The organism is Citrobacter sp. R4 (assembly GCF_026719175.1).
Classification (GTDB): domain Bacteria; phylum Pseudomonadota; class Gammaproteobacteria; order Enterobacterales; family Enterobacteriaceae; genus Citrobacter_A; species Citrobacter_A sedlakii.
In genome coordinates this window covers 69525-91532 of sequence record NZ_JAPPSU010000007.1, presented here as the reverse complement: position 1 = coordinate 91532, position 22008 = coordinate 69525, and the positions used below count along the sequence as shown (strand labels likewise).

General features: G+C 57.8%; 15 protein-coding genes. 11 read left to right on the top strand and 4 right to left on the bottom strand.

What is annotated here, in order from left to right:
* Positions 1-206: 206 nt before the first annotated feature.
* Together sbcC and sbcD are read right to left on the bottom strand one after the other, a co-directional pair.
* Entirely contained in the window at positions 207-3353 is a 3147-nt protein-coding gene (sbcC, locus tag OOJ60_RS15900) for an exonuclease subunit SbcC (protein WP_205612872.1), read from the bottom strand.
* Positions 3350-4552, bottom strand: a complete 1203-nt coding sequence (sbcD, locus tag OOJ60_RS15895; RefSeq protein WP_042286014.1) for an exonuclease subunit SbcD — start codon at positions 4550-4552, stop codon at positions 3350-3352. The genes sbcC and sbcD overlap by 4 nt, the downstream gene beginning before the upstream one ends.
* Before the next feature lie 189 nt (positions 4553-4741).
* Between sbcD and phoB the strand changes: the two genes are divergently transcribed.
* The 10 genes from phoB (at position 4742) to OOJ60_RS15845 (ending at position 19463) form a co-directional block, all read left to right on the top strand.
* A complete protein-coding gene (phoB, locus tag OOJ60_RS15890) occupies positions 4742-5431 on the top strand; it encodes a phosphate response regulator transcription factor PhoB (RefSeq protein ID WP_042286011.1) in 690 nt (229 codons plus the stop codon).
* Between the two features lie 51 nt (positions 5432-5482).
* Positions 5483-6778 carry a phosphate regulon sensor histidine kinase PhoR gene (gene phoR / locus OOJ60_RS15885; RefSeq protein WP_060569073.1) on the top strand — a complete coding sequence of 432 codons (1296 nt, stop codon included), beginning with the start codon at positions 5483-5485 and terminating at the stop codon, positions 6776-6778.
* 408 nt (positions 6779-7186) lie between these two features.
* Positions 7187-8506 carry a branched-chain amino acid transporter carrier protein BrnQ gene (brnQ, locus tag OOJ60_RS15880; RefSeq protein WP_060569072.1) on the top strand — a complete coding sequence of 440 codons (1320 nt, stop codon included), beginning with the start codon at positions 7187-7189 and terminating at the stop codon, positions 8504-8506.
* 81 nt (positions 8507-8587) lie between these two features.
* Positions 8588-9955: a proline-specific permease ProY gene (gene proY / locus OOJ60_RS15875; protein WP_060569071.1), complete on the top strand. Its 1368-nt coding sequence runs from the start codon at positions 8588-8590 to the stop codon at positions 9953-9955.
* 178 nt (positions 9956-10133) lie between these two features.
* Entirely contained in the window at positions 10134-11951 is a 1818-nt protein-coding gene (malZ, locus tag OOJ60_RS15870; RefSeq protein ID WP_205612871.1) for a maltodextrin glucosidase, read from the top strand.
* Between the two features lie 190 nt (positions 11952-12141).
* The gene (locus OOJ60_RS15865) at positions 12142-12783 is read left to right on the top strand and encodes a hydrolase (protein ID WP_042285998.1); all 642 of its coding nucleotides are present in this window, start codon (positions 12142-12144) and stop codon (positions 12781-12783) included.
* Between the two features lie 48 nt (positions 12784-12831).
* Positions 12832-13377, top strand: coding sequence for an antibiotic biosynthesis monooxygenase (locus OOJ60_RS15860; protein ID WP_205612870.1), 546 nt, complete (start codon positions 12832-12834; stop codon positions 13375-13377).
* Positions 13378-13398: 21 nt separating this feature from the next.
* Positions 13399-15267, top strand: coding sequence for an amidohydrolase (locus OOJ60_RS15855; RefSeq protein ID WP_205612869.1), 1869 nt, complete (start codon positions 13399-13401; stop codon positions 15265-15267).
* Positions 15268-15426: 159 nt separating this feature from the next.
* Positions 15427-18072, top strand: coding sequence for a DUF2339 domain-containing protein (locus OOJ60_RS15850; RefSeq protein WP_205612868.1), 2646 nt, complete (start codon positions 15427-15429; stop codon positions 18070-18072).
* Positions 18069-19463 (top strand): DUF3999 family protein, encoded by a 1395-nt coding sequence (locus OOJ60_RS15845; RefSeq protein ID WP_205612867.1) that lies wholly within the window; start codon positions 18069-18071, stop codon positions 19461-19463. Before OOJ60_RS15850 ends, OOJ60_RS15845 begins: the two co-directional genes overlap by 4 nt.
* Positions 19464-19513: 50 nt before the next feature.
* Here OOJ60_RS15845 and OOJ60_RS15840 read toward each other — a convergent pair whose 3' ends face one another.
* Together OOJ60_RS15840 and acpH are read right to left on the bottom strand one after the other, a co-directional pair.
* On the bottom strand, positions 19514-20116 hold the full coding sequence (locus OOJ60_RS15840) for a peroxiredoxin (protein ID WP_042285985.1): 603 nt from the start codon (positions 20114-20116) through the stop codon (positions 19514-19516).
* 126 nt (positions 20117-20242) lie between these two features.
* Positions 20243-20824 (bottom strand): ACP phosphodiesterase, encoded by a 582-nt coding sequence (gene acpH / locus OOJ60_RS15835; RefSeq protein ID WP_042285982.1) that lies wholly within the window; start codon positions 20822-20824, stop codon positions 20243-20245.
* A gap of 92 nt (positions 20825-20916) precedes the next feature.
* On the opposite strand from acpH, the gene queA reads away from it, so the two are divergent.
* Positions 20917-21987 (top strand): tRNA preQ1(34) S-adenosylmethionine ribosyltransferase-isomerase QueA, encoded by a 1071-nt coding sequence (gene queA / locus OOJ60_RS15830; protein WP_042285980.1) that lies wholly within the window; start codon positions 20917-20919, stop codon positions 21985-21987.
* Positions 21988-22008 lie beyond the last annotated feature (21 nt).

The window sequence follows — 22008 nt, the reverse complement described above, 5'->3', positions numbered from 1 at the left end:
CCACCTGCCATTATTGTGCGCGGGTTAAGCGCAGCGGCTGCGCATTGCCGCAGCCAATCGCGTCATAGCTTGCGGCTAAGTCGGGCGGAATGCCATTCCTTATTCGTCTCTGAGTATTGACGATCGTGCTAACGCATCGGTCTTTGCCGAATGGCGGCGTGTCTGTTGAGCAGGCCGGATAAGCGAAACGCCACCCGGCATGCCATTCACTTCGTCACCGCAAACAGGGGGGCAAGTTTGCTATAACCGAGCCCGTTGATTTTCTTCACCTTAATTTGCACCGGGATCCGCTCTTTCATCGCCTCCACATGGCTAATCACGCCGATGGTCTTGCCGCTGGCGTTCAGCGCATCCAGCGCATCCAGCGCGGTGTCCAGCGTTTCGCTATCAAGGGTGCCGAAACCTTCATCGAGAAACAGCGAATCAATGCGCGTTTTGTGGCTCACTAGATCCGAAAGCGCCAGTGCCAGCGCGAGGCTGACGAGGAAACTCTCGCCGCCGGAAAGGGTGCGGGTATCCCGCACGGCGTCCGCCTGCCAGGTATCCACCACCTCCAGCTCCAGCGCGTCGCTGGCTTTTCGCGTAAGCAAATAGCGACCATGCAAACGCGTGAGCTGGTTATTCGCCAGCGAGACCAGATTATCCAGCGTCAGGCCCTGAGCGAATTTACGGAACTTATCACCCTCTTTTGAGCCAATAAGCGCGTTCAGATAGCCCCAGTCCTCAACCTGCTGGCTGGCGCTGGCGATCGCCTGCATCAGGCTTTGCTGTTGTTGTCGATTGTCGGCGTCCTGCTTCAGCTGCTGGCGAATCTCTCCCTGCCGGGTGGCGTTTTCACGTAGCTGGCCGTTGAGCTGCGCGGCATCCGCCTGGATCTGCGCAATCGATAAGGTGGGATCCAGACCGGCAGGCGGCTGTTGCTGATGCGTCGCCAGTGCCTGCGTGGACTGTGCCGCTAACGTGCGGGCCTGCTGCAACTGGTTTTCCAGCGACTGCCTGAGTTGCTCAAGGCGCGCAAGGGTCTCCTCATCCAGCAACGCGGCGAGAAACGCCGCCTGGTCGGCAAACATGCTGCTTTCCAGCGCCGCCGTAAACTGCGTTTGGGCTTCGCTGGCGCGCTGATTCTCGTTCACCGCCTGTTGCTCTAATGTTTGCAACTGGCTTTGCAGCGACAGACAGTCGTCGTGCACCTGACGCCAGTGGTCCAGCGAAACCGGCGCAGGATCTTCTGAATCCGCCTCGGCTGGGGGCAGGGTCTCGAGTAGTGGGGTCAACTGCGCGATACGCGCCTGCAGTTCGTTAAGCTCGGTCTGCTTTTGTTGCCACGTCTGCGCCTCCGCGGCGCGTGCGTGTAGCCACGCCTCTTCGTGCCCCTCGTCCGGCAGGGAGAGTGCGTAGCGACTGAGCTGCGCGGTCAGCATCGCCTGACGCTGGTTAATCTGCTGACTAAACTGCGTGATCTGCTGTTGATGCGCGACGAGTTGCGCGTCCAGATCATGGCGTTGGCTGAGCTGGTAAAGCTGTTTTTCATGATCGTCCTGCGCCGTTAGCCAGGGTTGAATATCATCCTGTGGCTGCAGCGTGATATTGAGATCGCGAATTAATGCCTGCCATTCAACAGTGAGCGCTTGCTCATCTTTCGCCAGCGCCTGCGCTTCGTTCTCGTCGCGCTGCACCTGTTGCTTCAGGGCGTCGCACTGCCCGCGCAGCGTGGCGCCTTGTTCCGCCAGCGCGTTGACCTCTTTTTCCAGCGCGTCACGTCGCGCCTGATTGACGCTGAGTTCGAGCGCCTGATAGGCCGCTACCGCCGGATGCGTGGTCGAGCCGCAAAGCGGACAGGGCTGTCCGGACTGCAACAGCGCGCGCTGGCTTTCGAGATCTTTAATTCGCGATTCCTGTTCACAGAGGGTTTTGACGTCGAGGTAATGCTGGTTTTTCTCTTTATACTGCTGGCGCCTGGCGTCCAGTTGCGCGGTTTGCTCCGCCAGCGTGCGCGTATTCTGCGCAATCAGCGTTTTAAGCTGCTCCAGACGCTTAATGTTGGGGGCGAGCTGGCCATGCAGCGCCAGCAGGCGCTGGCGAGTCGGGCGCTGTCGCGCATGTTGGGCCAGCGCTGCGGTAACCTCATCTGGCGTGAGGGAGAGGGTCAGCGTCGGCAATGCTTCCCGCTTGCGGGTATCTGACGCCAGCTGTTGCCGCCATTTCTCCCGCTGGACGGCGTCGCTGGCCTGCTGGGCAAACAGCGCCCGCCAGCCGCCCAGCTCGTTGCTCCACATGCGGAAGCGATCGTGTTCGCTAAGCCAGGCCGTCAGCGTTTGCTGAGCGTTTACCAGCGTCGCGGACTGCTGTTGCGCATAGCGGCGAATACGGCTGCGCAGCCTAAGCGTACTTTGTAAGCGAGCATTTACTTCTTGAATCTGCTGGCGGGTGCGGGAAAGGATAGCGGATTGTTCCTGAATACGTTCCCAGTGTGGGCGTAACGCTCTGGCCGGCTGCGCCAGGTTCAGCGGCGCAAGCTGCGGCTGGGCCTGCTGTAATGCCGCTTGCGCTGTTTCCAGCGCCTGCTGCCGACGCTGTGTTTCCGCGTGCAGTTCGTGCTGCCGCGTCAGCCAGTTCAGGTGCTGTTGCAGGGTTGACTGCCGCGCGGCAAGCTGTTGTTCTTCGTCAGTGAGCGCCTGCAAACGTTCATTCAGCGCCTGTCGCGCCTCAGGCGCTAACAGCGCGACGCCGCTGGCCTGCGCCTGAAGTTTCTCCAGATCGGCCCGCGCGGTTTTGTGTTGATCAAATACCTTCGCCGAAATTTGTCCGTAGATTTCCGTCCCGGTCAGCTCCTCCAGCAGTTCTGCGCGCTCCTTCGGTTTAGCATTGAGGAAGGCGGCGAATTGTCCCTGAGAGAGCAGCATTGAGCGGGTAAAGCGTCCGTAGTCCAGACCGGTCAGTTCGGCGGTCATCTCAAGCTTATCTTTCACCTTATCGGCAAGAATTTTCCCGTCGGCGCAGCGCGCCAGCTCCACGCGCGGCGCTTGTAAATTGCCGTCAGGCTGGTTGCGGGCGCGATTCTGGCTCCAGAATGCGCGGTAGGCTTCGCCTTTTACCTCAAATTCCACTTCCGCCAGACATTCAGCGGTGTCGCGGGTCATCAGATCGTTTTGCGACTGTGAAACAGTATTCAGACGCGGCGTCTCGTGGTAGAGCGCCAGACAGACGGCGTCCAGCAGCGTCGTTTTTCCGGCGCCCGTGGGGCCGGTGATGGCGAACAAACCGTTACTGGCGAAGGGTTCAGCAGTAAAATCTACCTTCCATTCCCCTTTCAGCGAGTTGAGATTTTTCAGGCGCAGGCTGAGAATCTTCATGCGTCATCCTCCCCGGACAGCGTCTGTAAGGTGGTGTGAAACAGCGAGATCAGGCGCTGGCGCTGAGGATCGTCGAGTGCCTCAAGGGCCAGACGGCGGGTAAACACCTCGTCAACGCTCAGCTCGCTCAGCGTCTCCCGTCGTTCGTTGCTTAGCATACGTTCGCGCTGTTCGCGACTGCGGCGCACCAGCAGCACTTCCACGGGCAACGTTTCGGTCAGCGCCTGGATCTTGCGCTGCATATCATGCAGGTATTCGTCGGTGGTGATCTCAATATCCAGCCAGACCGGCGGCGTTTGCGGCGCGTCACGCCACTGTTCAAGCTGCTCAGTGATAGCGGCGAAATCGCCTTTCAGTACCGCCAGCGGCTGTGTGACCGGCACAGTAAGGTTGTCGACGCTCGCCAGTTTGCCGTTTTCAAAGCTCACCAGATGGACGCATTTATGTTTACCGCACTCGTCAAAGCTCAGGGCGATGGGGGAGCCGCAGTAACGGATGTGCCCGGTACCGCCAATCTGCTGCGCACGGTGGATATGACCCAGCGCGATATAATCGGCGGGAGGGAAATTTTGCGCGGGAAACGCATCGAGGGTGCCAATATAAATGTCACGCACCGCGTCACTTTTACTCGCGCCGACGGTAGTCAGGTGACCGGTGGCGATAATCGGCAGCGTGTGTTCGCCGCGCAGGGCGCAGGCGGCCTGATACTGTTGCTGATAGTAGTCGGTGATGGCGCTCAGCAGGTGCTGCTGTTTTTCCAGACCACTCAATCCGGCCTGGCTGGTAACGATGTCGCGCGGGCGTAAAAAGGGAATTGGGCACAGTACCGCGCCGGGCGTTCCGTCGCGGCGATGCAGAAGCTGTGGACCGTGTCCGGCGCTGGCGACAACGGTGGTATTCAGAAAGGCGAGGATTTCGCGGGACTCGTTGAGCGTGGCGACGGAGTCATGGTTGCCCGCCAGCACCACCAGATGACAGCCAGTTTGCTGTAAATTGACGACAAAACGGTTGTACAGTTCGCGGGCGTAGCTTGGCGGCGAGCCGGTATCAAAAATGTCACCTGCGACAATAATGGCATCCACCTGCTGCTCGGTCGCCGTTGCCAGCAGCCAGTCGAGAAAGGCCTGGTGCTCAGCGGCGCGGCTTTTGCTGTAAAAATTCTGTCCCAGATGCCAGTCAGAGGTGTGTAAGATGCGCATAACGGTTCCATGGCAAAAAAGCGTGGCGGGGATTATACCTTTTCACGGACGGTAATATCTCCTGTATGGCTTGTAATAAATCAACAACCTGTCATCAGCCTGCGCTATCTTTTTCATAAATCTGTCATAAAAGTGACGCATAATGACGCCGCATTGATGATTAGCAATTTATCTAAAACAGGGCAAATCATGGCGAGACGTATTCTGGTCGTAGAAGATGAAGCTCCAATTCGCGAAATGGTCTGCTTCGTGCTCGAGCAAAATGGCTTTCAGCCTGTCGAAGCCGAAGATTATGACAGTGCGGTGAACCAACTTAACGAACCCTGGCCGGATCTGATCCTCCTTGACTGGATGTTGCCTGGCGGTTCTGGTCTCCAGTTTATTAAACACCTCAAACGCGAAGCGATGACCCGGGATATTCCGGTGATGATGCTCACCGCCAGAGGCGAAGAAGAAGACCGCGTGCGCGGCCTGGAAACCGGCGCAGACGACTACATAACCAAGCCGTTTTCCCCGAAAGAACTGGTGGCGCGTATCAAAGCCGTTATGCGCCGCATTTCGCCTATGGCAGTGGAAGAGGTGATCGAGATGCAGGGGCTGAGCCTGGACCCGACCTCCCACCGCGTCATGACCGGCGAAAACCCTCTCGATATGGGGCCGACGGAATTCAAGTTACTGCACTTCTTTATGACTCACCCGGAACGCGTTTACAGCCGTGAACAGTTGTTGAACCACGTCTGGGGCACTAACGTTTACGTTGAGGATCGCACGGTCGATGTGCATATTCGACGTCTGCGCAAGGCGCTGGAAACCAGCGGTCATGACCGGATGGTTCAGACGGTACGTGGGACAGGGTATCGTTTTTCAACCCGCTTCTGAAGGGTAAAACAAGCGCCAGGCGCAGGCCTGGCTCAGAACGGAGTATGACGCGTGCTGGAAAGACTGTCATGGAAAAGGCTGGTGCTGGAACTGATACTTTGCTGTATCCCGGCCTTTATCCTCAGCGCTATTTTTGGTTACCTGCCGTGGTTTTTGTTGGCGTCGGTAACGGGACTGCTCATCTGGCATTTCTGGAATTTGTTACGCCTGTCATGGTGGCTGTGGGTTGACCGCAGCATGACGCCGCCGCCGGGCAGCGGAAGCTGGGAGCCGCTGCTGTACGGGCTGCATCAGATGCAGCTGCGTAACAAAAAACGTCGGCGTGAACTGGGAAACCTGATCAAACGCTTTCGCAGCGGGGCGGAGTCGCTACCGGATGCGGTGGTATTAACCACCGAAGAGGGCGGAATTTTTTGGTGTAACGGCCTGGCGCAACAGGTGCTGGGGCTACGCTGGCCCGACGATAACGGGCAGAATATCCTGAACTTGCTGCGTTATCCTGAGTTCACTCACTATCTCAAAACGCGTGATTTCACCCGGCCGCTGAATCTGGTGCTCAATACCGGACGGCATCTGGAGATTCGCGTGATGCCTTATACCGACAAGCAGTTGCTGATGGTCGCCCGGGACGTGACCCAGATGCACCAGCTTGAAGGGGCGCGACGCAACTTCTTTGCCAACGTCAGCCACGAGCTACGCACGCCGCTCACTGTGCTGCAGGGGTATCTGGAAATGATGCACGAACAGCCGCTGGAAGGGGCCACGCGCGAGAAAGCGTTGCTGACGATGCGCGAACAGACTTTCCGGATGGAAGGACTGGTGAAACAATTGCTGACGCTGTCGAAGATTGAAGCCTCGCCGACGCTGTTGCTCAATGAGCAGGTCGATGTGCCGATGATGCTGCGCATGGTGGAACGCGAAGCGCAAACGCTGAGCCAGAATAAGCACACCTTCAGCTTTGAGGTCGATAATCAGCTTAAGGTGCTGGGGAATGAAGAACAGTTGCGTAGCGCGATTTCTAACCTGGTGTATAACGCGGTAAACCATACGCCGGAAGGAACCCACATCACTGTACGTTGGCACGCTGTGCCGCACGGTGCGGCGTTCAGCGTGGAGGATAATGGTCCGGGGATCGCGCCGGAACACTTGCCGCGTCTGACCGAGCGTTTTTACCGCGTCGACAAGGCCCGTTCGCGGCAAACCGGCGGCAGTGGGCTCGGGCTGGCCATCGTTAAACATGCGGTGAATCATCATGAAAGCCGCTTATCGATTGACAGTGAACTGGGCAAAGGCACGCGCTTTAGTTTTGTGCTGCCGGAACGTTTAATTGCCAAAAAATCGGCTTAATGCCCGATCGTAAGGCTATCTTTCCATAAGCCAGCGAATGCTGGCTTATTTTGTTTGCGGTTAAGAACAGTCCACTAAATTTCGCAACGTCTGGTCGTTTTTTGTTCGCATGATAAGCCATGACTTTTTCTTAAGAATGGTGTTTTATGCCAACTCTGAATTCGATATCGCGATAATGTTCCGGTTTTTAGATCCCTCCTTGCTTTAAAACGTTATAAGCGTTTAAATTGCGCCCCAGATGCTGGCGGTCTGACTGCATTCAGGCGGTAATTCGAAAAACTATTCTTCACCGCGCCAGCCCAGGAGCATATCCCGCTGGAATTGCTTAAAAAATCCGCTGTATCTTCCCGTAGGGAAAGGTAAAAAATTTTAATTTAATCAACACCACATCCACAGGCCGTAAGCTTTATGACCCATCAGTTAAAATCGCGCGATATTATCGCCCTTGGCTTTATGACTTTTGCGCTGTTCGTCGGCGCAGGAAATATTATCTTTCCACCAATGGTTGGTCTGCAGGCGGGCGAGCACGTCTGGACTGCGGCTTTCGGCTTTCTGATTACCGCCGTGGGTCTGCCGGTGTTGACCGTGATCGCGCTGGCGAAAGTGGGTGGCGGCGTGGACAGCCTGAGCACCCCAATCGGTAAAGTGGCGGGCGTCCTGCTGGCAACCGTCTGTTACCTGGCGGTTGGACCACTGTTTGCGACCCCGCGCACCGCGACCGTGTCGTTTGAAGTGGGCATCGCGCCGCTGACCGGCGACTCGGCGATGCCGCTGTTTATCTATAGCGTGGTCTATTTCGCCCTCGTTATTCTGGTGTCGCTCTATCCTGGCAAACTGCTGGATACGGTAGGGAATTTCCTGGCGCCGCTGAAAATTATCGCGCTGATCGTCCTGTCCGTTGCGGCAATTATCTGGCCGGCTGGCCCTATCAGCACTGCCATGGACGCTTATGAAAACGCGGCGTTCTCTAACGGTTTTGTGAACGGCTATCTGACCATGGATACGCTGGGCGCGATGGTATTTGGTATCGTGATTGTGAACGCGGCGCGCTCGCGCGGCGTGACCGAAGCGCGTCTGCTGACCCGCTATACCGTTTGGGCTGGCCTGATGGCGGGCATTGGTCTGACGCTGTTGTATCTGGCGCTGTTCCGTCTGGGGTCAGACAGCGCGACGCTGGTCGATCAGTCCGTTAACGGCGCGGCGATCCTGCATGCATACGTTCAGCATACCTTCGGCGGCGCGGGGAGCTTGCTGCTGGCGGCCCTGATCTTCATCGCCTGTCTGGTCACCGCGGTTGGCCTGACTTGCGCCTGCGCGGAGTTCTTCGCGCAGTACGTCCCGCTTTCGTATCGCACGCTGGTGTTTATCCTCGGCGGCTTCTCGATGGTGGTCTCCAACCTGGGGCTGAGCCACCTGATTCAGATCTCCATTCCGGTGCTGACGGCGATCTATCCGCCGTGTATCGCACTGGTTGTATTAAGTTTTACCCGCTCATGGTGGCATAATTCGTCCCGCGTTATTGCACCGGCGATGTTTATCAGCCTGCTTTTTGGTATCCTTGACGGGATTAAAGCATCGGCAATCGGCGACGTGTTACCGGCCTGGACCCAGCGTTTACCGCTGGCGGAACAGGGACTGGCGTGGTTAATGCCCACCGTCGTGATAGTGGTCCTGGCAATTATCTGGGATCGCGCAGCGGGTCGGCAGGTGACCTCCAGCGCCCACTAAGATTGCTGACAGTATGTTTTGACCACGGGGTTATCTTGCTTAACCCCGTGGTTTTTTATTGTGTAGATGGGTCAGGAATTGATGGAAAGTAATAACAAGCTAAAGCGTGGGCTAAGCACCCGGCACATTCGCTTTATGGCACTGGGTTCAGCAATTGGCACCGGGCTATTCTACGGCTCGGCGGACGCCATCAAAATGGCGGGGCCAAGCGTACTGCTGGCGTACATTATTGGCGGGGTTGCCGCGTATATCATTATGCGCGCATTGGGCGAAATGTCCGTTCACAACCCCGCAGCCAGTTCCTTTTCGCGCTATGCGCAAGAAAACCTCGGCCCGCTGGCGGGCTACATCACCGGCTGGACCTACTGTTTTGAAATACTGATCGTCGCCATCGCCGACGTGACCGCGTTCGGTATCTATATGGGCGTCTGGTTCCCGGCGGTGCCGCATTGGATCTGGGTGCTTAGCGTGGTGCTGCTGATTTGCGCCATCAACCTGATGAGCGTGAAGGTTTTCGGCGAACTGGAGTTCTGGTTCTCCTTCTTTAAAGTCGCCACCATTATCATCATGATTGCCGCCGGTTTCGGCATTATCATCTGGGGGATTGGCAACGGCGGTCAGCCGACCGGTATTCATAACCTGTGGAGCAATGGCGGCTTTTTCAGCAACGGCTGGCTGGGCATGGTGATGTCTCTCCAGATGGTGATGTTCGCCTACGGCGGGATTGAGATCATCGGTATCACCGCCGGGGAGGCGAAAGACCCGGAGAAATCGATCCCGCGCGCGATTAACTCAGTGCCGATGCGTATTCTGGTGTTCTACGTGGGAACGCTGTTTGTCATTATGTCGATCTACCCGTGGAACCAGGTGGGAACCAATGGTAGCCCGTTTGTACTGACCTTCCAGCATTTGGGAATAACGTTTGCCGCCAGCATTTTGAACTTCGTGGTGCTTACCGCCTCGCTGTCGGCGATTAACTCTGACGTCTTTGGCGTGGGTCGTATGCTGCACGGCATGGCGGAGCAGGGCAGCGCGCCGAAAGTGTTTGCCAGGACTTCGCGCCGCGGCATTCCGTGGGTGACCGTGATGGTGATGACCGTTGCGCTGCTGTTTGCGGTTTATCTGAACTATATCATGCCGGAAAACGTCTTCCTGGTTATCGCTTCGCTGGCGACCTTCGCCACGGTGTGGGTGTGGATTATGATCCTGCTGTCGCAGATTGCCTTCCGTCGCCGTCTGCCGCCCGACGAGGTCAACGCGCTGAAATTTAAAGTGCCAGGCGGTGTGGCGACCACTATCGCCGGGCTGATCTTTCTCGTCTTTATCATTGGGCTGATTGGCTATCACCCGGATACCCGCATCTCGCTGTACGTTGGTTTTGCGTGGATTGTCCTGCTGCTGATTGGCTGGATGTTCAAACGCCGTCGCGATCGTCTGATGGCGCAGTAACGGTGTGTGTCCGGTCTGCGAATGCTCGCAGGCCGGATAAGACGCGTCAGCGTCGCCACCCGGCAATGCCGCCAAAATATCCTCCCCCACACTCCTCCCCCAATAAACCTGCAGATGATGAGTTATCCTGTAAATTGCTGTGGCAAGGTGAGCGCATTTTCATCAAAGGGGATACGTGATGTTGAACGCCTGGCACCTTCCGGTTGCCCCATTTGTTAAGCAAAACAAAGCGCAACTGAGCATTACGCTTTGGCTGGCGGGGGAAAACCTGCCTCAACGCGTGACGCTGCGCGCGGAAAATGACAACGAAGAAACGTCGCTGGCAATGCACAAACTACGCAGCCAGCCACATCCCGGCGTCACCGCATGGCGCGCGGTCATCGACCTGAGTCGCGGCCAGCCGCGTCGCCGCTACAGCTTTAAGCTGCTCTGGCACGATCGCCAACGCTGGTTTACGCCACAGGGATTCAGCCGCTTCCCGCCGGCCCGCCTTGAGCAGTTTGCCGTTGACGTGCCGGATAACGGCCCGCAGTGGGTGGCCGATCAAATTTTTTATCAGATCTTCCCCGATCGTTTTGCGCGTAGCCAGCCGCGCGAGGCGCAGCAGGATAACGTCTATTTCCATCATGCGGCTGGTCAGGACATTGTTTTGCGCGACTGGGACGATCCCCTGACCGCGCAGGCCGGGGGATCGACCTTTTATGGCGGCGATCTGGATGGGATCAGCGAGAAGCTGCCGTATCTGAAAAAGCTCGGCGTGACCGCGCTGTATCTGAATCCGGTCTTCATCGCGCCAAGCGTGCATAAATATGACACGGAAGATTATCGTCACGTGGATCCGCAGTTTGGCGGCGATCCGGCGCTGATGCGTTTGCGGCAGAAGACGCAGCAGCAGGGGATACGGCTGGTGCTGGACGGCGTGTTTAACCACAGCGGTGATTCCCATGCATGGTTTGACCGGCATAACCGGGGGACGGGCGGCGCGTGCCATAATCCGGCGTCTCCCTGGCACGACTGGTACAGCTTTTCAGAGGATGGCGTCGCGCTGGACTGGCTGGGCTACCCCAGTTTGCCAAAACTGGACTACCGATCGGAAAGTCTGGTTAATGAAATTTACCGCGGTGAAGACAGCATTGTGCGGCACTGGCTGAAAGCGCCCTGGAATATGGACGGCTGGCGGCTCGATGTGGTGCATATGCTTGGCGAAGACGGCGGAGCGCGGCATAACCTCCGGCACGTCGCGGGCATTACGCAGGCGGCGAAAGAGACGCAGCCGGGCGCCTATATTGTCGGCGAGCACTTTGGCGATGCGCGGCAGTGGCTGCAGGCGGACGTCGAAGACGCGGCGATGAACTACCGCGGTTTTACTTTCCCGCTGTGGGGGTTTCTCGCGAACACGGATATTTCTTACGATCCGCAACAGATTGACGCGCAGACCTGTATGGCGTGGATGGAGAATTACCGCGCGGGGCTCTCGCACCAGCAGCAGTTGCGGATGTTCAACCAGCTCGACAGCCACGATACGGCGCGGTTTAAATCGCTGCTTGGAAAAGATGTCGCGCGTCTGCCGCTGGCGGTTGTCTGGCTGTTTAGCTGGCCGGGCGTCCCCTGCATTTACTACGGCGATGAGGTGGGACTGGATGGCAACAACGACCCGTTCTGCCGCAAACCCTTCCCCTGGCTGGCGGAGAAGCAGGATGCCGCGCTGCTGGCGCTGTACCAGCGTCTGGCGAAGCTGCGCCAGCGCAGCCAGGCGCTGCGCTATGGCGGCTGTCAGGTGATATATGCGCAAGACAATGTGGTGGTGTTTTTACGCGTTTATAACCAACAGCGCGTGCTGGTCGCGATCAACCGCGGCGAAGCCTGCGAGGTGGTTTTACCGGCGTCGCCGCTGCTAAATGTTAACGCCTGGCAGATCAAAGAAGGTAAGGCCGATTTGCAGGACTGCGTACTGTCATTACCGGCGATATCCGCTGCCATTTGGTTAGGTCATTAATCCTTATTAAAGGCAGGTATTAAAACCTGCCTTTTTATCTTGTTCGGTTAAATTAAACAGAGCGGACAAATTTCTTTAATATCCTCACAATCAATTCTCGCTATACTCAATTTGCTTTATCAATCCGGGCCCGAACGTATATAGCACACACAGAAGTTTACCAATAACTTATTGATTGTAAGGTGTATTTATGTCTATCCGTGAATTGATTGATCCGTCTAATTCCGCCCTGATTTTTATTGATCATCAGCCGCAGATGTCATTCGGTGTAGCTAATATAGACAGACAGCTTTTAAAGAATAATACGGTTGCGTTGGCGAAAGCAGGCAAAATATTTAATGTGCCGGTTATCTATACTTCAGTTGAAACGAAAAGTTTCAGCGGCTATATCTGGCCGGAATTGCTCGCTGTTCATCCGGATGTCAAACCCATCGAACGCACGTCCATGAATTCCTGGGAAGATGCGGCGTTTGTCAAAGCCGTTGAGGCTACCGGGCGTAAAAAACTGATTATTTCTGCGCTGTGGACTGAAGTGTGCCTGACCTTCCCGGCGCTGATGGCGCTGGAAGCCGGTTACGAAGTTTATGTGGTTACCGACACTTCCGGCGGGACGTCGGTTGATGCGCACGAACGCGCTATCGATCGTATGGTGCAGGCTGGGGCGGTGCCGGTGACATGGCAGCAGGTTCTGCTTGAGTACCAGCGCGACTGGTCGCGCAAAGAGACCTATGACGCGGTTATGGATCTGGTGCGTGAACACAGCGGCGCCTACGGTATGGGGGTGGATTACGCTTACACCCTGGTACATGGCGCGCCTGAACGTAAAGCCTGATTCCCATGGCGGGGCAACCCGCCATTGACCTTCGGTAAGGAATTTGTCATGGCGCAGAATAAATCTGTGACGTTGGTGATTACCCACACTCTCCGGCCTGAACAGGCGGCGCGGTATGAATTATGGCTTGGAAAAATTATGCCGGTCGCGGCGGAGTTCCCCGGTCATTTGGGGGCAAACGTCATTCGCCCCACCGATGGGCAAAATCACTGGAATATTATCATCCGCTTCGACACGCTCGAGCATCTCTACAACTGGACGCAGTCGGACACCCGGCGGATTCTGGTCGACGAAATCGCTCCGCTGCTGGCGGATGGTGATAAAACGGAAATTCATACGGAAGCCGCGTTCTGGTTCACCCCACCCGCGCCGCATGTCCGGCAGCCACGCCGCTGGAAGCAATTTCTTATCACCCTGCTGGTCATTTTTCCCAGCACCAATCTGGTGCCCTGGCTGACCGGGATGATCCTGCCCACCCTGAAGGGATCGTTAGCGTTGCATCTGATCAACGATGCGTGCGTGGTTGCGCTGGTTGTCTGGTTCTGGATGCCCATCGTCACCCGTCTGTTTGCCGGCTGGCTGAAAAAAGCCTGACCGACTCATCAGGAGAATATTATGTCTCACACTGCCTCATTAATTTTGACTCACGGAAAAATACACACCCTCGATAGCCAATGCCCGCAGGCGGAAGCGGTTGCCATTAAAGACGGTAAAATCCTCGCCACGGGAAGCCACGACCAGATGATGGGTCTGGCCGCTGACGGTACGCAGGTTGTCGACCTGAAAGGCCATACCGTAATCCCCGGTCTTAACGACTCGCACCTGCACCTGATTCGCGGAGGGCTGAACTACAATCTTGAGCTACGCTGGGAAGGCGTGCCGTCACTGGCGGACGCGCTGCGTATGCTGAAGGAGCAGGCAGACCGAACGCCGTCGCCGCAGTGGGTTCGCGTGGTGGGCGGCTGGAGTGAATTCCAGTTTGCCGAACGCCGAATGCCGACGCTGGAGGAGCTTAACGAGGCTGCGCCGGATACGCCGGTGTTTGTGCTTCATTTGTACGACCGCGCGCTGCTCAACCGTGCGGCGCTGAACGCGGTCGGTTACACCAAAGCAACGCCAGACCCGGTAGGCGGCGAAATTGTTCGCGACGGTAACGGTAATCCAACCGGAATGCTGATCGCCAAACCAAACGCCATGATCCTCTATTCGACGCTGGCGAAGGGACCGAAGCTGCCGCTGGACATGCAGGTCAACTCGACCCGCCAGTTTATGCGCGAGCTGAATCGTCTTGGGCTGACCAGCGCCATCGACGCGGGCGGCGGCTTCCAGAATTACCCGGAAGATTATCAGATTATTGAGCAGTTACATGCAAACGATCAGATGACCGTGCGCATTGCCTACAACCTGTTTACTCAGCGTCCGCAGCAGGAGCTTGAAGATTTTGAGCGCTGGACCGATATGCTCAAACCGGGGCAGGGGACCGACTTTTATCGCGCGAACGGGGCGGGGGAAATGCTGGTCTTTTCGGCGGCGGATTTTGAGGATTTCCTTCAGCCGCGCCCGGACCTGCCGGAAGGCATGGAGGATGAACTGGAGCGCGTGGTGCGCCATCTGGTCGAACACCGCTGGCCGTTCCGCCTGCACGCCACTTACGACGAATCGATAGGCCGGATGCTGGATGTGTTTGAGAAGGTGAATCGCGATATCCCGTTTAACGGCCTGCACTGGTTCTTCGACCATGCCGAGACCATCAGCGAACGCAACATCGACCGTGTGAAGGCGCTCGGCGGCGGGATAGCGGTACAGCACCGCATGGCGTTTCAGGGCGAATATTTTATTGACCGCTACGGCAAAGAGGCGGTGAAGCATACGCCGCCGGTCGCGAAAATGTTGACGGCCGACGTTCCGGTCGGGCTGGGGACGGATGCGACCCGCGTTGCCAGTTATAACCCGTGGACAGCGCTTTACTGGCTGGTGTCCGGGCGTACGGTGGGCGGGACGGCGATGTATGACGAGAACAACCGTTTGCCGCGCGACGTGGCGCTTGAGCTGTGGACGGCGGGTAGCGCGTGGTTCTCCAGCGAACAGGGCAAAAAAGGCCGCATTGTGAAAGATCAACTGGCGGATTTGGTGGTGCTGTCGAAAGACTATTTCAGCGTTGCGGAGGAGGAGATCAAAGGCATTGAGTCAGTGATGACGGTTGTGGATGGTAAAGTGGTCTATGCCGCCGGGCCTTTCACGCCGTTGGCGCCGCCTGCTATCCCGGTGGTGCCGGACTGGTCGCCGGTGGTGAATGTGCCTGGGCATTACCGCGCCGCGCCGCCAGCGTCGGCGAAGGTGGGGGCGGTAGCGCAAATGCATCAGTGCTGCGGCAGTTGCGGCGTTCACGGTCATCAGCACGACATTGCCCGAAAATCCGGAATTGCGGTTTCCGACGATCGCGCATTCTGGGGAGCGCTGGGCTGTTCCTGCTTCGCTTTTTAACCTGACGGGCGGGGGCGCTGGCGCCTGCCCGATACGGTAAAGTCCCGTTGTTGCCGGATGAGATGCTGACGCGCCATCCGGCATTTTCATCTTCAGAGATAGCGCAAATGCAACAATTTGTGTCAATCTTAGACGATCCCGTACAGTGAAGGTGACAACATGGACGACCTTTTAATCCTTGGCTGCATCATCGTGTTTTTCGCGCTGGTGGTGGTGCCGATCCTGGCGATTGTCGCGTTTAACCGAAGCGCGACCACCCGCGATGAGCTTGCCAGACTGCGCCGCCGGGTGGAAGAACTCGAGCAGCGCGCTGTCGCAGCGCCGACGGTTGCGCAGACAACGCCGACGCCAGCGCAGCCGGTTGAAACGGTCATCCCGACCGAATCTGTGCCCGACGTTGCGTCTGAACCGGCGAGCCCGTGGCGAGCGCAGCGTCCTCAGCGCGCGGCAAACAACGATGTTGTCCCGCCGCGCGACCCGGCCCCTGCGGTGGCAAAGCCGCCTTCCGCCTTTGGCGGCATGATTACTTCGCTGGCGCGCTGGTTTATGCAGGGCAACCCGCTGGCGAAACTCGGTATTCTGCTGCTGTTTCTTGGACTGTCTTTTCTGCTGCGCTATACGGTTGAGCACGCCCTGTTCCCGCTTGAACTGCGCCTGGTGGCGGCTGCGCTGTTTGCCATTGTCCTGCTCGCCGTCGGCTGGCGGCTGCGGCATAGACAGCCCGTCTATGCGTTGATTTTGCAGGGGGGCGCAACGGGCGCACTCTATCTCACGGTCTTTGGCGCCTTTCGTCTCTGGCAGATGCTGCCGATGACGCTGGCCTTTGCGCTGCTGGTGGTGATCTGTGCGGCGAGCGTCGGGCTGGCGATATTACAAAAGGCGCTCAGCCTGGCGATGCTGGCGAGTCTCGGCGGCTATCTCGCTCCGCTGCTGCTGTCTACCGGCAGCGGCAACTATGTCGCGCTGTTCTCCTTCTATTTACTGCTTTCAGTTGGCATTCTCGCGATCAGCATCTGGCAGCACTGGCGCGAACTTAACCTGCTCGGCCTGCTCTTTACCTTTGGCGTCGGCGGACTGTGGGGGCTGAGCGACTATCAGCCAGCGTATTACCTTCCCTGCCAACTTTTCCTGGCGGCGAATATCCTGATTTTTGGTGTGCTGAGCGTGGCGCTGTCGCTGCGGGCGCAGGAGAAAGGCCGACAGATTGTCGACGGCGTGCTGCTGTTTGCGCCGCCGTTAATAGGTTTTGGGATGCAGTACGCGATGACCCGTCACTGGGAGTACGGTCCGGCGCTCAGCGCGCTGGGCTATGGCGGAGTCTACTTATGTCTCGCCTGGCTGGCGCTGCGTCGCTATCCGTCTCTGGGACGTCCTCTGGTGCTGGCGGCGCTGGCGTTGGGCGGCGCATTTGCGACGCTGGCTATCCCGTTGGCGCTGTCGGCGCGCTGGACGGCGATGGCCTGGGCGCTGGAAGGCCTGGGTATTTTATGGCTGGGCGTTCAACAGCAGCAACGTCGTATGAGCTACAGCGGCACAGCGCTGCTGGTGCTGGCGCTCGGCAGCGCGTTGTGGGCGTTGACGGATGCAAGCGATGCGCTGAGCCTGATGCTGATTTTCGCGGTGCTCAGCCTGTGCTGGCTGGCAGCAGCGTGGTTATGGCGGCAGATCGCGATACGGGGAAGCTGGGGACTGCTGGCGGGCGGGGTGCTGTTCTGGCTTATCGCGCTGGCCGGCGCTTCGCAATTGATCTTCAACAAAGATGCCTGGGTGGTGTCCGGCGTGCTGGCGCTGATGGCGGTGTCGGTCTGGGGTTGGCGGAGCGTCGGAAAACGCCTGGCGTGGCACGCGCTGGAGGCCAGTAAGTGGCTGCTGTGGCCGGTGATGTTGATGGCGCTTTTGCTGCAAATTTCCCGCCAGTCACTGTTTGCCGCGGGTTGGCAGAATCTGGCATGGTGTCTGGCGCTGCCTGCCGCGCTGATGTTGCTGCGCCGCGACGAGCGCGCGTTACCGCCGCGAATCTCCCAGGGGCTGCATCTTTCACTCCTGTGGATGTTTTTACTGGCGCTGGCCGCGGAATTGTTCTGGTTTGCTCGCGATTTGCCGTGGGGCATGGCGGCCTGGGGAAGCGGCGTGATGATGGCGACAGGCGGGCTGCTGATTATTTTCATCGGCGCGGCGGTGCGCCGTCGGTTCTGGCCGTTTAAGGTCTGGCCGGCGCTATATGCTGTGCAGGCGATGGTGCCGGTAGCGGTTGCGCTGGCAGGCTTGCTGGCGCTGGCAAACTTACAGGATGGCGTAGTGTACCGCCAGGCATACCTGCCGCTGGTTAACCCGCTGGAGGAAGGCGCCGCCTTCGCGTTGCTGGGGCTGGTCGCGTTGTACCGCGCCGCGCGGCGCTATTTTCCTGCGACACTCTCTTTATGCCAGCCCTGGCCCGTGGTCGCGCTGATGGCGCTTGCATTCTGGTGGCTGAACGGTGTCCTGCTTCGTGCGCTCGCCTGGTATGGCGAAGTGGCCTGGGAGCTTGAATCACTATGGCATTCGCGGCTTATTCAGACCTGTTTCGCCCTGTTCTGGATGCTCAGCGCGTTGGTGATGATGCTGCATGCGACCCGTCGGGCCTCGCGGCGGGAATGGCTCTGCGGCGCGGTGCTGCTGGGGCTGGTGATTGTTAAACTGATGCTGGTGGACAGCGCTGGCGGGGGCGGTCTGGCGCGCGCGGTAGCCTTTATCGGCGTGGCGATTCTGGTGCTGATCGTTGGCTATTTCTCACCGTTACCGCCCAAAGCAGGAGAAGAAAAATGAAATGGATTAACGCCGTGGTCTGTACCACGCTGCTAACGCTGGCTGGCCCGGTATTGGGTAACGAGACGCCAGTGGCATCGCCGCAGGACTACGCCTTTGGCGTGACGCTTGGCACATCCACCCCTTCGCAGTGGTACCGAATCGCGCTGCCTCAGGACGTCTATCAGCAAAGCGCCTCACCGGAACTGCAGGATGTGCGCGTATTTAACCAGAGGGGAGAAGCGGTGCCGTTTAGCCTGGTAAAGGCGGCGCGCCAGCAGGCGGCGTCTGAGCCGACGGCGCTGCGGCTCTTCCCGCTGGACTCTTCGCCGGTAACGTCACGCCAGACAACGGAAGATGACACCGATAAAATCCTGCTGCGTTCCAAAAGCGGCGTAGAGATCGTGCTGGAAGGGGAGAAAGCGAAACCCGTCGGTCAGCACTATTTGCTGACGTTGCCGGAAAAGGCGAGCGAAGCGGTTTCGCTGTCCCAACTTCAGCTCGCCTGGGATACACCGCAGACGCCGTGGCAGGGGAAAGCATCGGTCTATTACAGCGTCAATCTCAAGCGTTGGCATTCGCTGCGCGAGGAGATGCCATTGATGGATATCGCCAGCGGCAACGATCGTCTGAAACTCGACAGGATTGACGTCGATATCACGTTATCCCCGCATGCCATTCGTTATCTGCTGCTTGTGCTGGAAGCGCCCCGCGCCACCGTCGCGCTAACGGGCGTTAAGGCTGTCAGCGCCCCCGCGCACGTCGTGGCGGAGCAAATGGCGATGCAGGGCGAGGGACGGCGGTTGTCGGCAACGGAGGCGCAATGGCAGTGGACGCGTCCTCAGCCGCTCAGTTCGCTGGATATCACTCTGAACAGCGATGGCGTTCTTCCCGTCGAGATTGCCTGGCGCAGTACGGCGAAGAGTGACTGGCAGGTGCTGAAAAAAGAGGTGCTCTATCAGCTGGAGGGGAGGGCATCGGCGCCCGTCCCGCTGCCCGGAACCTTGGTGGAGGCGATAAAAATCACCACGCTTAACGCGCGCTTACCGGAAACGCTGCCGCAGGTGACAGGCTACCGCGATCGTTATGATCTGGTGTTCAACGCGCAAGGGAAAGCCCCTTATCTGCTGGCCTGGGGGAATGGCGCTGCGGAACCGGCAAGCGTTGGCGTGGATATGCTTATTCCGGCCGATTTGCGAACAACCTATGATGTGGCGACGCTACCCTCGGCCTCCGTCAATGAAGCGGTCAAACTGGGCGGGGAATCACGGTTAACTGCGACCTCAGCGACGGAACGTGAAAGCCAGGCAAAACGGTTGCTGGTCTGGGGCGTGCTGATTGTCGGCGTCGCGCTGTTGGCGCTGCTGGCCTTTCGTCTCTGGCGTGAAGTAAAAAAAGACGGCGCGGCGTAACGCAATAAAAAAGGCTCGCTATGCGAGCCTTTTTACGTGATTCGTGCCGGTTACAGGCTGGAAACGTTTTCGGTCAGGTATTTCGCCACGCCGTCCGGAGACGCGTTCATACCTTCTTTACCTTTTTCCCACTGTGCCGGGCAGACTTCGCCGTGCTCTTCGTGGAACTGCAGCGCGTCAACCATACGCAGCATTTCGTCGATGTTACGGCCCAGCGGCAGGTCGTTAACCACCTGGTGGCGAACAATGCCGTTTGCGTCGATCAGGAAGGAACCACGCAGCGCAACGCCCGCTTCCGGGTGCTCGATGCCGTAGGCTTTCTGAATTTCACGCTTAACGTCAGCAACCATTGCGTATTTCACCGCACCGATGCCGCCTTTGTCGACAGGGGTGTTACGCCATGCGTTGTGGACGAATTCGGAGTCAAAGGAAACGCCAACCACTTCAACGCCGCGCTTCTGGAATTCTTCATAACGTTTGTCGAACGCGATCAGTTCGGACGGGCAAACGAAGGTGAAATCCATTGGCCAGAAGAACAGAACGGTCGCTTTACCGTTGGTGTGCTGTTTGAAATTGAAGTTTTCAACGATTTCACCGCTACCGAGTACCGCAGCTGCTGTAAAATCCGGAGCCGGACGAGTCACCAGTACCATATTATTCTCCTGCAAAGTTAAGGGTTTTTGGAACGCAACGCGGGCCAGTATAGAGAGTGTTCGCGAATAAGACAAAGAGGTGGCGACAATCGTTCAGCAAGCTTTTGCCTATCATTGATCATGCTGTCAGAGCTGCTTATTTCTCGCCTGCGCCATCATGCGCGGGTAGAACTGCCAGAAACGCGTTTCCAGTGCGTCGTAATGTTCGTCCAGGTCGTACCAGGAGTCGCGCAGCGCATCCAGACGCGGGCGACGGCTGGCCATGCCGTTGAGTACGTTCTGAATGAAATTCATCTCGCGATAACGCTCCAGCCAGCGTTCCGACCACAGGTAATTATTGAGATTAACGAAACGCGGCGGCGAGTCTGGCAGAATGATCGACACCTGCTGATGGGCATAGCGCACAAACTCCGGCAACGGCATCTCCGGCGAAAGCCGTTCCCAGTGGCGCGACAAAAAGTGATCCCACATCACGTCAAGGGTAATCGGCGCAACACGGCGCGTTTCGGGACGGAACCAGGCTTTGGCTTCCGTTACTTCCGGCAGGTTATCGGTAAGCACGTCGATACGGCGGTGCATAAAAATCCCGTCGACAACCTCTGACGAGTAGATATCGGCAGGGTTGCCGCGCACGAAATCGGCCAGCAAATTGCCGGAAAGGGAGCTGTCCGCGAGGTGCGCGAGATGCAGGTGAGCGAGAAAATTCATGCGTTTTATTTGTCCGGTGGCGGCTAGTTGTTGCAGCAAAAGGGTGTGAGCACTAGACTATGCCGCCTGTTTTTAAGTCACGAGTATACGTCATGCGCGTCGCCGATTTCTCCTTTGAACTACCTGAATCCCTGATTGCTCACTATCCCATGCCTGAGCGCAGCAGCTGTCGCTTGCTGTCACTGGACGGGCCAACGGGCGCGCTGACGCACGGTACTTTCACCGATCTGCTCGACAAGCTCAACCCTGGCGATCTGCTGGTCTTTAACAATACCCGCGTGATCCCGGCGCGCCTGTTTGGCCGTAAAGCCAGCGGCGGCAAGATTGAAGTGCTGGTCGAACGTATGCTTGATGATAAACGTATTCTGGCACATATTCGCGCATCCAAAGCGCCGAAGCCGGGCGCAGAACTGCTGCTGGGCGATGACGAGAGCATTAAAGCAACCATGACCGCGCGCCACGATGCGCTGTTTGAAGTGGCGTTCCATGACGAACGCTCGGTGCTTGATATCCTCAACGCCATTGGCCATATGCCGCTGCCGCCGTATATTGAGCGCCCGGACGAAGAGGCCGACCGCGAGCTGTACCAGACGGTTTACAGCGAAAAGCCTGGCGCGGTCGCGGCGCCAACCGCCGGTTTGCACTTTGACGAACCGCTGTTGGAAAAACTGCGCGCCAAAGGTATTGAGATGGCGTTTGTCACGCTGCATGTCGGCGCGGGGACGTTCCAGCCGGTACGCGTGGACACCATCGAAGATCACATCATGCACTCTGAGTATGCCGAAGTGCCGCAAGAGGTGGTCGATGCGGTGCTGGCGGCGAAAGCGCGCGGCAACCGTGTGGTGGCGGTCGGCACCACCTCGGTGCGTTCTCTTGAAAGCGCGGCGCAGGCGGCGAAAAACGACATCATCGAACCGTTTTTTGGCGATACGCAGATCTTCATCTATCCCGGCTATCAGTACAAAGTCATTGATGCGCTGGTGACCAATTTCCATCTGCCGGAATCTACGCTTATCATGCTGGTCTCCGCGTTTGCCGGTTATCAGCATACAATGAACGCCTACAAGGCTGCGGTAGAACAAAAATATCGCTTTTTTAGCTACGGGGACGCGATGTTTATCACGTACAATCCGCAGGCTTTGAATGAGCGTGTCGGGGACTAAGGCCGCGGCACTGTAATCACC